The sequence below is a fragment of the Cellulomonas fimi genome, from assembly GCF_028583725.1.
GTDB lineage: Bacteria > Actinomycetota > Actinomycetes > Actinomycetales > Cellulomonadaceae > Cellulomonas > Cellulomonas fimi_B.
On record NZ_CP110680.1, the window covers coordinates 260,373 to 273,701 of the forward strand.

At 73.9% G+C, this 13,329-nt stretch carries 13 protein-coding genes and 1 riboswitch; of the genes, 10 read left to right on the forward strand and 3 right to left on the reverse strand.

Features of this window, described 5'->3' with window-relative positions; all coding sequences use genetic code 11:
- Positions 1 to 77 precede the first annotated feature (77 nt).
- Positions 78 to 1,985: a glycosyl hydrolase family 28-related protein gene (locus tag OOT42_RS01220; protein ID WP_273653153.1), complete on the reverse strand. Its 1,908-nt coding sequence runs from the start codon at positions 1,983 to 1,985 to the stop codon at positions 78 to 80.
- A 235-nt stretch (positions 1,986 to 2,220) separates the two neighbouring features.
- Here OOT42_RS01220 and OOT42_RS01225 point away from each other — a divergent pair, with 235 nt between their 5' ends.
- On the forward strand, positions 2,221 to 3,216 hold the full coding sequence (locus OOT42_RS01225) for an ANTAR domain-containing protein (protein ID WP_273653154.1): 996 nt from the start codon (positions 2,221 to 2,223) through the stop codon (positions 3,214 to 3,216).
- Positions 3,217 to 3,261: 45 nt separating this feature from the next.
- Positions 3,262 to 4,053, forward strand: a complete 792-nt coding sequence (locus OOT42_RS01230; protein WP_273653155.1) for a hypothetical protein — start codon at positions 3,262 to 3,264, stop codon at positions 4,051 to 4,053.
- An 89-nt stretch (positions 4,054 to 4,142) separates the two neighbouring features.
- Here OOT42_RS01230 and OOT42_RS01235 read toward each other — a convergent pair whose 3' ends face one another.
- Positions 4,143 to 4,754 (reverse strand): PAS and ANTAR domain-containing protein, encoded by a 612-nt coding sequence (locus tag OOT42_RS01235; RefSeq protein ID WP_273653156.1) that lies wholly within the window; start codon positions 4,752 to 4,754, stop codon positions 4,143 to 4,145.
- 339 nt (positions 4,755 to 5,093) lie between these two features.
- On the opposite strand from OOT42_RS01235, the gene OOT42_RS01240 reads away from it, so the two are divergent.
- From OOT42_RS01240 to OOT42_RS01260, 5 genes are all read left to right on the forward strand, one after another.
- Positions 5,094 to 6,479, forward strand: coding sequence for an ABC transporter substrate-binding protein (locus OOT42_RS01240; RefSeq protein ID WP_273653157.1), 1,386 nt, complete (start codon positions 5,094 to 5,096; stop codon positions 6,477 to 6,479).
- The gene (locus OOT42_RS01245; protein WP_273653158.1) at positions 6,479 to 7,432 is read left to right on the forward strand and encodes a carbohydrate ABC transporter permease; all 954 of its coding nucleotides are present in this window, start codon (positions 6,479 to 6,481) and stop codon (positions 7,430 to 7,432) included. Before OOT42_RS01240 ends, OOT42_RS01245 begins: the two co-directional genes overlap by 1 nt.
- Positions 7,429 to 8,340, forward strand: coding sequence for a carbohydrate ABC transporter permease (locus OOT42_RS01250; protein ID WP_273653159.1), 912 nt, complete (start codon positions 7,429 to 7,431; stop codon positions 8,338 to 8,340). Before OOT42_RS01245 ends, OOT42_RS01250 begins: the two co-directional genes overlap by 4 nt.
- Positions 8,341 to 8,388: 48 nt before the next feature.
- Positions 8,389 to 9,054, forward strand: coding sequence for a DUF2231 domain-containing protein (locus tag OOT42_RS01255; protein ID WP_273653160.1), 666 nt, complete (start codon positions 8,389 to 8,391; stop codon positions 9,052 to 9,054).
- A gap of 123 nt (positions 9,055 to 9,177) precedes the next feature.
- Positions 9,178 to 9,804 carry a YitT family protein gene (locus OOT42_RS01260; RefSeq protein WP_273653161.1) on the forward strand — a complete coding sequence of 209 codons (627 nt, stop codon included), beginning with the start codon at positions 9,178 to 9,180 and terminating at the stop codon, positions 9,802 to 9,804.
- 13 nt (positions 9,805 to 9,817) lie between these two features.
- On the opposite strand, the gene OOT42_RS01265 is transcribed toward OOT42_RS01260, so the two are convergent.
- Positions 9,818 to 10,006: a hypothetical protein gene (locus tag OOT42_RS01265; protein ID WP_273653162.1), complete on the reverse strand. Its 189-nt coding sequence runs from the start codon at positions 10,004 to 10,006 to the stop codon at positions 9,818 to 9,820.
- A 176-nt stretch (positions 10,007 to 10,182) separates the two neighbouring features.
- On the opposite strand from OOT42_RS01265, the gene OOT42_RS01270 reads away from it, so the two are divergent.
- The 3 genes from OOT42_RS01270 (at position 10,183) to OOT42_RS01280 (ending at position 13,226) form a co-directional block, all read left to right on the forward strand.
- Positions 10,183 to 10,557, forward strand: coding sequence for a VOC family protein (locus tag OOT42_RS01270; protein ID WP_273653163.1), 375 nt, complete (start codon positions 10,183 to 10,185; stop codon positions 10,555 to 10,557).
- Between the two features lie 94 nt (positions 10,558 to 10,651).
- Positions 10,652 to 10,726: riboswitch (cyclic di-GMP riboswitch) on the forward strand.
- A gap of 21 nt (positions 10,727 to 10,747) precedes the next feature.
- Positions 10,748 to 12,649 (forward strand): glycosyl hydrolase, encoded by a 1,902-nt coding sequence (locus OOT42_RS01275; protein WP_273653164.1) that lies wholly within the window; start codon positions 10,748 to 10,750, stop codon positions 12,647 to 12,649.
- A gap of 91 nt (positions 12,650 to 12,740) precedes the next feature.
- Positions 12,741 to 13,226 carry a nucleoside deaminase gene (locus OOT42_RS01280; protein WP_273653165.1) on the forward strand — a complete coding sequence of 162 codons (486 nt, stop codon included), beginning with the start codon at positions 12,741 to 12,743 and terminating at the stop codon, positions 13,224 to 13,226.
- The last annotated feature ends 103 nt before the right edge of the window (positions 13,227 to 13,329 follow it).

The following is a 13,329-nucleotide window of genomic DNA, read 5'->3' on the forward strand; positions in this document are numbered from 1 at the left end:
GACCCGGCGCGCGGCCGGGTGGCGCGAGCGGACCCGGTGGGCCGCGGGCAGCCACGGCCCGCGACCCACCGGACCTGTCACGGGTAGGACGTGACGAACGACGGGGTCCCCGTGTTCGTGTTGTCCACCTGACCGCCCACACCGTTCACCACGTGGCGGATCGTGCCCGCGCTGAGGTTCACGGTCATGACGTGCTTCAGCGTCACGCCCGGACGCTGCGGCACCTCGAACCCGTTCTCGGTGACGATCGACGGGTTGTTCTGGTTGAACACGTAGACACCGGCACCCCACAGCTGGTGCGACCGCACGCGGTCCCCGACCTTGTACCCGGCCCACCCGAGGGTGCCGTCGGGCTCGGTCCAGTCCGCCTGCGTCGGCGGGTCGTACGGCAGCTCGTTCTGGTACAGGACGACGCGTCCGCGCTCGCCGTTCCAGATCGTGTTGTGCTGCTGGAAGTGCTCGACGAACAGCCCGGTCGCGGTGACGTCGTCGCCGTTCACGACGACGCCGTTGTGACCGATGTTGGTGCGCCAGCGCTCGGTGTCGCCGTTGACGCCCTCGGTGAAGCCCTCGACGCCGTGGTCGGCGCGCCACACCCACGTGTGGTCGACGAGCACGTCGTCGGCGTTGATCTCGAGCGCGACGTCGGTGCTGCCCTTGTGGGGCCCGCCGACGCGGAAGTAGACGTCACTGAGCGTGATCGGGTCGCGACGGCTCTTGGTGCCCCAGTCGGGCGCGTGCCGGTGGTCGAGGCCGACCTTGAGGAGCACGGGCGACTTCGTCGGGCCGGCGTCGATGGTGACGCCCGCGACGACGATGCCCGGGACGTCGGCGACGAACAGCGGGGTCGCACCGCGCGCGGACGTGAGCGTCGCGTGGCCGGTGCCGAGCACGACCGTGCCGGGCCGCCAGACGGCGATCGTCGACGCGACGTCGTAGACGCCGGGCGTGAGCAGCAGGTGCTTGCCGAGCGCGAGCTGCGCGTTGATCTTGAGCACCGAGTCGCCGGGCTTGGCGACGTAGAAGTCGCGCAGCGGGATCGATCGGCCGGGCGTCATGCCGTTCGCCCACGTGATGCCGCGCGTGCCCTCGGCCGCCGACGGGACGCGGACCTGCCACGTGCCGCGGGAGTCGACGTAGAGGTACGGCTTCTCGCGGCTGACGGGGGTGGTGTCGAGCGTCGTGTACGGCGGGTCGGGGAACGTCGCGTCGGCGGGTGCGCCCTCGACGCCGGAGAACACCTGGTTCCAGACGGCGTTCGACCAGCTGCGCACGGAGCTGTTGCGGGTGAGCCACTGCTGCTGCGAGCCGTTGACCACGTCACCGAACCGGGAGTCGGCGATGAACCCGCCGCTCGCGTACTGCGGGCCCGCGGTGCAGTAGTCCATGAGCGAGAAGCCGGGGTCGCCCTCGTTCGCCAGGACGTTGATCCGGCGCAGCGACACCGCCTGCGACACGGCCCAGAAGTTGGCCGACGCGCGGCAGCCGTCCTGGCCGGCGCCGTCGATGTCGAGCGTGAGGTTGGACAGCGTGCGCCAGAAGTTGACGAGCGCGATGCAGTTCGGGTTCGCGGGGTCGTCGGACAGGCAGCGGTTGTAGGTCTCGATCTTGCCGTGCACGACGACGTCGGTCGGCGACGCCCCGAGGCCGGCGACCTCGGTGTAGTAGCCGACCTTCATCTGCAGGGGCTGCGTGGCGGTGCCGTACTCGCCGGGCTTGAACAGCAGCGAGTACCGGGCGGTGCCCATCTCGGCGTCGACCTGCTGGGCGTGGATCTGGTCGACCTTCGCCTGGATGTCGGCGACCGGCATGCTCGGGTCGAAGACGACGACGTTCGGGCCGAGGTTCGGGGTGGCGGGCGCGCCGCCGCCGTGCGCGGTCGCGGGGGCGGCGGCCGTCGCGGCGAGCGCGAGGGCGAGGGTCGCGATCAGCGGGGCGCGACGACGTCGTCGTGACCGGCTGCTCGCGGGGACGTGCGGGTCCATGCGGGTTCCTCTCCGTCGAGGGTGGACACACCGGAGGAAACCACACTTACCGACCTGTTAGTAAGAGTCCGGTGAAACGTGTCCACGATCGGGCCTCGGACATCCGCGACGGCCGACGCACCGCGCGGGCACCGGGACGCGGGTCTACTGTCGAGAGAAGCGGCGTCCACGACGGCCCCGGGGGGTTCGGACCCAGCCTCTCTCTTCCTTCGCGGCGGAGCCGCGAGGAGGACCCATGCCCGTCCACGCAGCCGAGGCGGTAGGCCGCTACACGTACGACGAGGGCGGTCGCTGGTGGTGGTCCGACACCATGCAGGCGACCTACGGCCCCGGGACGGGGGGCTCACAGCCGGGCGCCGTGGGCGTGGGACGCCTGCTGCACCGCGTCCTCGAGGACGACCGCGGGCGGGTCACCGACGCGCTCGCCGCCTGCGTGACGCACGGGACGTCCTTCGCCGTGTCGCACCGCGTGCACGCGGCCGAGGGCGACGGCCGACGACGCGTCACCCTCACCGGTGCCCGTGAGCGCGACGACGCCGGCGAGCCCCGCGTCGGGGGCTTCGTCCTGGACGTCGACGAGGCCGTCACCGCCGCCGCGCGGCACGACGCACAGCTGCAGCTCGGCACGGCCCTCGCGTCGCACGCGCTGATCGACCAGGCCAAGGGCGCCCTCATGCTCGTGTACGGCATCGACGAGCAGGAGGCGTTCGACCTGCTGCGCTGGAGCTCGATGCGGCTCAACGTCAAGCTCGCGCTGCTCGCCCAGCGGGTCGTCGCAGTCGTGCGCGAGGCCGAGAGCCTGGCACCGTCGGCCCGCGACGCCCTCGAGCGCATGCTCGACGACCCGGACGCCCCGCCCCGTCGACGTGCCGACCGCGGCGAGGTCACCACGACGACCTACGGGCCGCACGGCCCGGTGGTCACGGTCGGCGGCCGGGTCGACCCGTGGACCGCGCGGCAGCTCGCCGAGGCGCTCGGCACGGTGTGGTCCGAGGCCCGCGCGCAGGGCGGCCTCGTCGTCGACCTCGAACGCACGGCGGGGATCGGCGCGGCGGCCCGGCACCTGCTCGCCGGGACGGCGCGGCGCGCGGACTCGGACCACGTCCGGCTGTGGGTCGTCGTCCCCGCCGGCGACCCCGCCGGGATGGTCGGGACCCTGCCGGCGCGCGTCGTGCGCGCCGCGGACGAGGCCCTCGCGCCGGGACGTCGCTTCGGCGCCGTCAGCGCCTGACGAGCAGGACACCGGACGGGCCTCGCGGGGGCGGAGGTGGTGCTGATGGACGACGCGGTGCGCACCGTGCGCTGGGACGGCGGCTGGGTGACGCTGGTCGGCCGGCGGCTCGAGGGTGAGCCGACCGCCGACGCGTGGCACGCGATCGCGCGCGGACGGCGGACGGCGCTGCGACTCGGGCGACCCCACCTGATCGACCTGCCGGACGAGACCGTGGTGGAACGCGTGGGCGAGCTCGACGACAGGGCCGACCAGGCGCCATGGGTCGCTCCCCCGACCGACCCGCGCGCCCACGGGAGGTGGCGCTCGGCGGCCGACCTCACGGCACGGGCCTGCGAGCGGCCGGCCGAGCTGCGCGAGGGTCGCGCGTCGTCGCGTGCTCACGTCGACGACGGCGCAGCCTCGGCCCGCGAGGCGCAGCGCGCCGCGGCGGCCGCGCGCGCCCGGTCCGCCGACGTCTTCGAACGGGCCGCCCTCGCGCACGAGGCCGCGGCCGACGTGCACGAGCGGCTCGCACGGCTCGGGTCGGACCCCGCTCGCCACCGCTCCCGCGCGCGCGAGCACCGCGAGGCGGCCGAGGCCGACTGGCGGATGAGTCGCTCGGGGCGTCCGCGAGGGACGAGGGCGACGTCTCAGCTGCCGGAGTCGACGGAGGAGGAGCTGAGGTCGACGGTGGAGGAGCTGGAGACGGCGAACGACGACCTCCGGTCGACGCACGAGGAGCTGGAGACCGTGGGCGAGGAGCTCCGGTCGATCAAGGCCGAGCCCGCCACCGGCGACGCGGAGTCGCGCCAGCGGACCGCCCGGACGCGCGAGCTCGACGACCTCACGGAGTAGGTGGCGTCGACCCGGTGCGGGTGGGACGAACGGCACGCCTCACTGCGTCGATGCTCCCGACCGCATGAGCGCAGCGCGGCCGTGACGCGTCAGGCGGGTGGCGTGTCGTCGAGCGCGCCCGCGACGGCACGCTCGAGTCGGCCCCCCTGGGTGCCGAGGTCACCGCCCGCGGCGACGGCTGCCTGCATGACGAGCCGTGCGGCTGCGGTCACGTCGACGTCGCGCCGGTCCGCGCTCCACCGGAGCATCTCCAGGGCGCCGGCCCGGTCGACCCCGTAGACCAGGCCGAGGCACCCGATCGCCTGCTCGACGACCGGACGCTCCGCGAGCAGCTCGGGCAGCTTCGCGTTGACGGCCCGCGCGGCACGCGCGCGGACATCGGGGGACACGTCGACGACCACACCGCGCACGTCGTGCCCCTCTCCTGCCGGCTCTGCGACCCCGGCGATCGCCATGACCCGGGACTCGCCCTCGAGTCGCTTGACGGTGTGCACCTGGGCGAACGCGGCACCCCCGCGCGCGCACTCCTCGACCGCGCGGCGCAGCGCCTCCCGCTCGTCGACGCGTACGTGCCGCAGCAGCGCGTCGAGCGTCGGCGGGACGTCGCCGGGGGACATCCCGAGGACGGCGTACAGCTCGTCCGACCACCAGGGGCGGCCGTCGACCGGGATGAGGAACTGTCCCGACTGGAGGTCGTCCATCACTCGTGCTCCGCAACGCCCGGCAGCCGGGCGCCCGTGGCTGGACACTGTCGGCCGGATGATGTGCCCAGCGTAGTCACGGCGCCCTGTCGCGGCATCCACGTCCCGTCCCGTCCCGCGCCCGGGTACGCGGAGCCCCCGCGCCGACCGCACGCCGACCCCTCGCCCCGCCGTGGGGCGAGCCGAACGGACGTCGCAGGTGGCGCCGTCGGGAGAACCGCCTCTCCCGCCTCGGCTCGCCGAGCCGGGAGAGGCGGTTCATATTGAGGGGAGCCCTGAGGTAGTTCGGAGCCGGTCAGGGGCGACGCGGATCGCCCTTCGAGCCAGGCGGAGGCTCCGATGCGTGCAGTGCGATGGGCGGTCCCGGGTGCAGCGGTCCTGCTGGTCCTGACGGCGTGCGCCCGCGGGACGGGTGGCGGCGACGGGACGGCGGCGCCGTCCTTCGACCCCGACGCGGACGTCTCCGGGACGCTCACGGTGATGGGCTTCGGGGCGGGCGACGAGATCGGCGAGACCCGTCTGGAGCGCGCGAAGGAGTCGATGCCGGACGTCGACGTGTCGCTGATCGAGGGTGACCTCGACATCCAGGCGTTCCTGTCGGCCGTCGCCGCGGGGGACCCGCCGGACGTCGTGTACGCGAACCGCGACCAGATCGGGACGTTCGCGTCGCGCGGCGCGGTCGTGCCGCTGGACGAGTGCTACGCGTCGCAGGAGATCGACGAGGACGCGTTCCGGGACGCGGCGCTCGCGCAGGTGACGTTCGGCGACCAGCTGTACGGCGTGCCGGAGTTCAACCAGGTGCAGCTCACGATGGCGAACCAGTCGCTGCTCGACGCGGCGGGCCTGACGATCGAGGACGTCAACGGCTCGGACTGGGACGCGGTCACCGCGGCGACGACGGCGTTGTCGACGTCGGACGGCGGCACGGTGAGCGTCATCGGGTACGACTCGAAGATGCCGGAGTTCCTGCCGCTGTGGGCCAAGGCCAACGGCGCGGACCTGCTCTCGGAGGACGGGCGCACGGCGCAGCTGGACGACCCGAAGGTGCTCGAGGCGCTCGAGTTCGCGGTCAACGTCTATGACGTGCAGGGCGGGTTCGCGGGCGTGAAGTCGGCGCGCGACGCGGCGGACTTCTTCGGGTCCGGCAACCAGTTCGCGTCGTCCACGCTCGGCGCGATGCCGATGGAGCAGTGGTACGTCAACGTCCTCAACGAGAACTCGCCGGACGCGCCGATGGCGTTCGACGCGTTCCGGACCCCCGAGGGTGAGCCGCTCGCGTACGCGACGGGCTCGGCGTGGGCGATCCCCGCGGGATCGGCGAACCCCGAGGCGGCGTGCCGGTTCGCGGCGTCGATGGTGTCGTTCGACAGCTGGATGGCCGCGGCGCAGGCGCGGGCCGACGCGCGCGAGCAGGAGGGCCTCGTGTTCACGGGCGTCCTGACGGGCAACGAGAAGGCGGACGACGAGATCCGCTCGACCCTCGTGAAGGTCACCGAGGAGCCGTGGGCGACCGGCGTGAACGCCATGTACGAGGCCAACGACCACACGTTCGCGCTCCCGGCGAACCCCGCCGACAGCGAGTTCAAGACGGCCTGGCAGGACGCGGTGAACCGCGTGCTCAACGGCCAGCAGGCGCCCGCGGACGCCCTGGCCCAGGCGCAGGAGGAGGCGCAGAAGGCGCTCGACGCGGCGTGGGAGCGCTGGGACGGCGGGGCGACGGACTGATGGCCGCCACGACGACGACCGCACCGGCCGGGGTCGCGGCCCCGCGCCGGCGGCGGTCGAGCGTGTCGAGCCGTGACGCGCGCCACGCGTGGTGGTTCATCAGCCCGTGGATCGTCGGGTTCCTGGTGTTCACCGCGTGGCCGATGGTCTACAGCGCGTACCTGTCGCTCACGGACTACGACGTCATCAACGACCCCCGGTTCGTCGGGCTCGACAACTACCGCGAGCTGTTCGCGGACCCCAAGGTCGCGCTCGCGCTGCGGAACACGTTGATCTACACCGTCATGGCGGTGCCCGCGGAGATCCTGCTCGCGCTCGGGCTGGCGCTGCTGCTCGACCGGGCGGCACGGTCCGCGGGCTTCTTCCGGACCGCGTTCTTCCTGCCGAAGATGACCCCGCCGGTCGCGATCGGCGTGCTGCTGCTGCTCCTGTTCAACGGGCAGAGCGGCGTCGTGAACACGGTGCTCGGGTGGTTCGGCATCGCCGGTCCCGCGTGGACCACCGACCCCGACTGGGTCAAGCCCGGGCTCGTGGTGATGGGCCTGTGGACGATCGGCTCGACGATCATCATCCTGCTGGCCGCGCTGCGGAACGTGCCCGCCGACCTGTACGACGCCGCCCGCGTCGACGGTGCCGGCTTCTGGCACCGCACCCGCGCGGTCACGCTGCCGATGATCAGCGGCCCGCTGTTCTTCGTCGTGGTGGTCAACACGATCGGGTCGTTGCAGATGTTCACCGAGGCGTACACCGCGTTCTTCGGGTCGGGGAACACGACCTACTCGAACGACGCCGCGCTGTTCTACGTCATCTACCTGTTCCAGCAGGCCTTCGAGTTCCTGCACATGGGGTACGCGTCGGCGCTCGCGTGGCTGCTGTTCCTCGTGATCATGGCGATCACGGCCGTCCAGGTCCTCGTGAGCCGGCGCGTCGTGTACTACGAGGGGGACCGATGACGTCGACCGCCTCCGCCACCCGGATGCCGCAGGGCGTCGTCACCGCCGCGCCCCGCCCGGTCACGGAGCGCCGCCGTCCGCGCCGCCTCGTGACGCGGGTCGCGGTCATGGCGGCGCTCGTGCTCGCGACGGTCGCGTTCGTCTACCCGTTCGTGTGGCTGCTCTCGGCGTCGTTCAAGCCGCGCGGCGAGGTCTTCGACAACCGTCTGATCCCACGCACGTTCACGCTGCAGAACTACGTCGACGTGTGGCAGGTCGCGCCGATGTGGACGTGGCTCGTCAACACGCTGGTCGTCACGACGCTCGCCGCCGTCACGGTCACGGTCTCGTCGGCGCTCGTCGCCTGGGGCTTCGCGTACTTCCGCTTCCCGGGCCGCGGGCCGCTCTTCGGGCTGGTGCTGGCCACGATGATGCTGCCGGGCGCCGTCACGATGGTGCCGACGTACCTCATCTGGAAGCAGCTCGGGCTGGTCGGCGGTCTCACGCCCCTGTGGGCGGGCAACCTGTTCGCGAGCGCGTTCTACGTGTTCCTGCTGCGGCAGTTCTTCCTCTCCCTGCCGCGCGAGCTGTTCGAGGCCGCGCGCCTCGACGGCGCGGGCAACTGGACGTTGTTCGCCCGGATCGCCGTGCCGCTGTGCAAGCCCGCGCTCATCCTCACGCTGCTGTTCGAGATCCAGGCCGCGTGGACCGACCTCATGCGCCCGCTCATCTACCTGCAGGACTCGTCGACGTTCACCGTCCCGCGCGGGCTCAAGGCGATGCTCGACCAGTTCGGGTTCGGCGGGGAGTGGCACTGGGAGATCGTCGTGACCGCGAGCGTCATCACGACCGTCCCGATGATCATCCTGTTCTTCCTCGGTCAGCGGCACTTCGTCCAGGGCATCGCGACGACCGGCTCGAAGGGCTGAGATTGCGGCCGGCCCGCCGCTGCGTAGGGTCGACAGGACGGTCGAGACGTGGCCGGTGAGCCCGTCGGCGCGTGCCGGCGGCGGACGTCCCGGAGGAACCTCATGGTCACGGCCGACACCGACCGCCCCGGCGACCACACCCGCGAGCCCGAGGGCGTGGGACGGCACTCCGGCCCGCGCGCCGAGTCCCTCGCGGGCTCGGTCGCGCGCGCGCTCGAGACCGCGCACCAGCTCGACCCGGTCGTCGAGAAGCTCGCCGCGCTCTGGCGCACCCCGCTCCAGCACGACGGCCTGCGCCGCCTGCTGCGCGGCAAGCCGCTCGGCCACGCCGCGCACCCGCTGCTCACCGACGTGCCGCTCGGGCTGTGGCTGAGCTCCGCCGTCCTCGACGCGACCGGGCAGGACGAGGCGGCCCGACGTCTGATCGGCGCCGGCGTCCTCGCCGCCGGGCCGACGCTCGTCACCGGGTGGGCCGACTGGGCGGCGGGCGACGACCGGACCCGGCGCGTCGGCGTCGTGCACGCGGCCTGCAACGGCGTCGCGCTCGCCTGCTACACGGCGTCGTGGGTGGCACGGCGTCGCGGCCACCGGGGCGTCGGCCTGCTCGCGTCGGCGGCCGGGGCCGCGGCACTCGGCGCCGGGGGCTTCCTCGGCGGGCACATGGCGTACGTCCTCGGCTCGCCCCCGCGCGACCCCGACGCACCCGTGCGCTGACTGCCCTTCGTCCCGTACGCCGCGGCACCGCCGTCGGTCACAATGTCCTGCGCGCGCCGGACCACGGCCGCGCACGCCCCGGGCAGCGTCGCCCGCCCCGACGACGCGACCGAGGACGACACCATGGCCACCACCGACACCCCGACGCTGCCCACGGCGATCCCGCACGGGCGCGCCGAGGACGTGCTCGGCCTGCTCACGGGCGTCGTGCTCGTCGCCGTCGGCATGTCGCTGCTGCGGGCCGCCGGCCTGGTCACGGGCGGCATCGCGGGTGCGGCGCTGCTGCTGGGCCACGCGGTCGACGTGCCGCTCGGCGTGCTGTTCTTCGCGCTCAACGTGCCGTTCTTCGCGCTCGCGGCGCACCGGTCCGGGTGGTCGTTCACGCTGCGCAGCGCGGCGACCGTCGGGCTCGTCTCGCTCGGTACCGCGCTGACCGCCGCGCACCTTGACGTCGCGTCCGTCGACCCGTGGTTCGCGGCGGTCGTCGGCAACCTGCTGTGCGGCACGGGGCTGCTCGTCGTGTTCCGGCACCGGTCGAGCGTCGGCGGCTTCTCGATCGTCGCCGTGCTGCTCCAGGAGCGCGCGGGCATCCGCGCCGGGCACGTGCTCATGGCGCTCGACACGCTCGTCGTCCTCGCCGCGTTCGCCGTCGCGCCGCCGCTCGACGTGCTGGTCTCCGCCGGTGGCGCCGTCCTGCTGAGCCTCGTCGTGACGTTCAACCACCGGCCCGGGCGCTACACCGGGTTCTGACGGTCGCGTCCGGTCAGCCGCCGTAGAACGACTTCAGCAGCTCGTACGCGACGATCGCGGGCCACACGAGCGCCTTCGGGATCGCGAGGACGAAGTCCCAGAACCCCTCCCCGGCCGAGAAGTAGTACACCGCCGCGCCGATCAGCCCGAGGCCGTACACCGCCCCGCCGCCCGCACCGCCCGCGTCCGATCCCTTCGCCATCACGCACTCCCGTCGCTCGCGCCGCCGACCTCGCCCGGCACCTTCCCGCGACGGCGACGGCGGCGGCATCACCCGCGGCGGGCGGTTCCTGGCGGCCGGTGGGCGTGTGGGTGGGTCGCGGGACGATGGGTCGGACGCCGCCGGGGTCGTCCGGCGGGCCGACCGAGGGGGTTCCCGTGGAGTTCAGGCTCGAGCTCGTGATCGTCCCGGTGAGCGACGTGGACCGTGCCGTCGCGTTCTACGCGGAGCAGGTGGGGTTCGTCGTCGACCACGACCAGCGCGTGAGCGACGACGTGCGGTTCGTCCAGCTCACACCGCCCGGTTCGGCGTGCTCGATCGCCGTCGGGCTCGGCCTGACCGACGCGGCGCCCGGCTCGGTCAAGGGCCTCCAGGTCGTCGTGGACGACGCCGACGCGGCGCGGGCCTTCCTCGTGGAGCACGGGATCGACGCGCCCGAGGTGCAGGAGTTCCCGTGGGGCCGGTTCACGGGCTTCCGCGACCCCGACGGCAACGAGTGGTCGGTGCAGCAGCTCCCCGCCTGGCGCGGCTGACGGGGTGACGCGGCGTCGGACGGGCCGGCGCCGCGCAGGTCGGGGCCGGTGACCCCTTCCTCTGTCGCGCATGCGCGACATATGCTCGCCCGGTCAGCGACAACGGCAAACCTGCCGCGAGGCAGGGACGCAAAGCCATGGGGCCCTCGTGGTCCGCCAGGCTGCCGAACGACCCAGGGGGCTCCCCACCATGCGCACGCCTGCGCCCGTCCAGGGCGTCCTCCGCCATGCCCACCACCGACCCACCGCCCGCACCGCGCTGCTCGCCGCCGGGGTCGCCGCGCTCCTCGTGAGCGGTCTCACTGCACCCGCCGCGGCCGCCGAGCCCGCACCCGCACCGTCGACCGCGAGCGCCGCGCTCACGCCCGCGTCGGGCCTGCTGTTCGGCGCCTTCGTCGCGACCGGCTCGTCGGCGAACGTGGACGACGCCGTCGCCGCGTTCGAGCACACGGTCGGCCGCAAGCTCGACGTCCAGCGCGTCTACCGCCGGTGGGGCGACGACCTGCGGGCGGGCGGGGTCGCGTCCGCCGTCGCGCGCGGACGCACGCCCGCCGTGTCCGTCGCGTCCAAGCGGGCCGACGGGACGGCCGTGTCCTGGGCGTCGATCGCGCGCGGCGACCACGACGCCGCCATCGCGGCGCAGGCCACGACCGTCGCGGGTCTCGGCGTGCCGATCTTCCTCACGTTCCAGCACGAGCCCGACTACGCGACCGGCTACGGCACCCCCGAGGAGTACCGCGCGGCGTGGCGCCACTACGTCGAGGTGTTCCGCGAGCGCGGCGTGCGGAACGTCGTGTGGACGTGGATCGTCACGCCCGCGGCGTTCGCGACCGGCTCGACGAGGCCCACCGCCGACGCGCTCTACCCGGGCGACGACGTCGTCGACTGGGTCGGGCTCGACGTCTACAACTGGTCCGGCTGCAACCCGGGCGGCCCCACGTCGTGGAGCCCGGTCGCGAGCCAGTCCGCCGCGGCCCGCACGTTCGCGCAGGCGCACGGCAAGCCCGTCATGGTCGCCGAGTGGGGGTCCGTCGAGGACCCCGCCGACCCGCAGCGCAAGGCGGGCTGGCTGCGCGACGCGATGGCGACGTGGACCGCGTGGCCCGAGGTCAAGGCCGTCCTGTACTTCCACCAGCAGGGCAGCTGCCCGTGGTGGGTGGACTCGTCGCCCGCGAGCCTCGCGGCCTTCACCGAGATCGCCGCGCGGCCGGCCGCGCGCACCCGTGCGAGCGCGTTCCTCGACGTGTCGACGACGCACGGCAGCGCACCCCTGACCGTCACGCTCGACGCGTCCCGGTCGTCCGGGGCGGGCCACGTCGCGGGCGCGGGCGTCGCGTCGTGGACCCTGGACCGCGGCGACGGCACCCCCGTCCTGACCGGCACGGGGACGCCCCTGGCGACCCTCACGCACACGTACGCGGCCGGGACGTGGAACCCGCGGCTCACCGTCACCGACGCCGGCGGGCGCGCGGTGACGGACGCCGTGACGCTGCGCGCCGCCCCGGCCCCGACCGTCACGGTCTACGCCAAGGACGTGACGACGACCGGCGCGACGTCGCAGGCGCTCGTGGACCCGCACGGGTACGCGGGGACCGTCCAGGTCGAGTGGGGGACGAGCACCGCGTACGGCACACGCGGTGCCGTCGTGAGCGTGCCCGCCGTGTCGTACATGCGGACCGTGAACCAGCCGCTCACGGGGCTCGCGCCCGGCACGACCTACCACGTGCGCACCACGACCATCACGCCGGCCGGCACGACCGTCACGACGAGCAGCTTCGAGACCGCGGGCCGCCCCACGTCGTCGCGGCAGTACACGTCCGGGACGACGCCCACGTCGACCTCGTTCGGCGCTCAGGTCCACCCGCACCGCCTCGCCACGACCGCGTGGTTCGAGTGGGGTCCGACGACGGCCCTCGGGTCCCGGTCGCCCGTGACCGACGTCGCCGCGCTGACGTACGAGAAGACCGTGACCAGCGGCGTCGTCGACGGGCTCGCGCCCGGCACGACGACCTACTACCGCGTCGTCGCGCAGAACGCCGCCGGCACGTTCGTGGGGCCGGTCCTCAGCGTCAGGACCCCGCGGCTGCCCTGACGGCACCGCCCCGCACCCACGCCGTCAGCCGCGCCGGCCGCACCCGCCGGCGCGGCTGACCGCGCCGCCCCGGCTGTCCTAGGGTCGGCTCATGGCCGTGACCGACGCCGACCTGGTCCACCTGCGGCGGTGCGTCGCGCTCGCGCGCGAGGCCCTCGACGACGGTGACGAGCCGTTCGGCTCGGTGCTCGTCGACGCGCACGGCACGGTGCTGCTGGAGGACCGCAACCGCGTCAAGGACGGCGACGGCACCCGGCACCCCGAGCTCGAGATCGCCCGCTGGGCAGCCGCGCACCTCCCGCCCGACGAGCGGCCCGGCTGCACCGTCTACACCTCCGGCGAGCACTGCCCGATGTGCGCGGCCGCGCACGGCTGGGCGGGCCTCGGCCGGATCGTCTACGTCGCGTCGAGCGGGCAGCTCGTCGCGTGGCGTCGCGCGTGGGGCCTGCCGCCCGGTCCGGTCGCTCCGCTGCCGGTGAAGTCCGTCGTCCCCGGAGCCGTCGTCGACGGCCCGGCGGAGGCGCTCGTCGAGGAGGTGTGCGCGCTGCACCGCGCGCACGCCGACCGGCCGGCGTGACCGCTCCCGACCCGTCGCGCGCGGGTACGTCTCCCACCGGTACGGGACGGCCGCGCGAGGACCGCCGTGGGCCGACCTCGTACTTCCAGCGTGTCCGGTGGAG

Coding starts and splice junctions, on each gene's coding strand:
- OOT42_RS01250 (WP_273653159.1), top strand. CDS start 7,429: ATGACGTCGACCGCCTCCGCCACCCGGATGCCGCAGGGCGTCGTCACC.
- OOT42_RS01220 (WP_273653153.1), bottom strand. CDS start 1,985: ATGGACCCGCACGTCCCCGCGAGCAGCCGGTCACGACGACGTCGTCGC.
- OOT42_RS01265 (WP_273653162.1), bottom strand. CDS start 10,006: ATGGCGAAGGGATCGGACGCGGGCGGTGCGGGCGGCGGGGCGGTGTAC.
- OOT42_RS01275 (WP_273653164.1), top strand. CDS start 10,748: ATGCGCACGCCTGCGCCCGTCCAGGGCGTCCTCCGCCATGCCCACCAC.
- OOT42_RS01245 (WP_273653158.1), top strand. CDS start 6,479: ATGGCCGCCACGACGACGACCGCACCGGCCGGGGTCGCGGCCCCGCGC.
- OOT42_RS01240 (WP_273653157.1), top strand. CDS start 5,094: ATGCGTGCAGTGCGATGGGCGGTCCCGGGTGCAGCGGTCCTGCTGGTC.
- OOT42_RS01260 (WP_273653161.1), top strand. CDS start 9,178: ATGGCCACCACCGACACCCCGACGCTGCCCACGGCGATCCCGCACGGG.
- OOT42_RS01225 (WP_273653154.1), top strand. CDS start 2,221: ATGCCCGTCCACGCAGCCGAGGCGGTAGGCCGCTACACGTACGACGAG.
- OOT42_RS01235 (WP_273653156.1), bottom strand. CDS start 4,754: ATGGACGACCTCCAGTCGGGACAGTTCCTCATCCCGGTCGACGGCCGC.
- OOT42_RS01230 (WP_273653155.1), top strand. CDS start 3,262: ATGGACGACGCGGTGCGCACCGTGCGCTGGGACGGCGGCTGGGTGACG.
- OOT42_RS01280 (WP_273653165.1), top strand. CDS start 12,741: ATGGCCGTGACCGACGCCGACCTGGTCCACCTGCGGCGGTGCGTCGCG.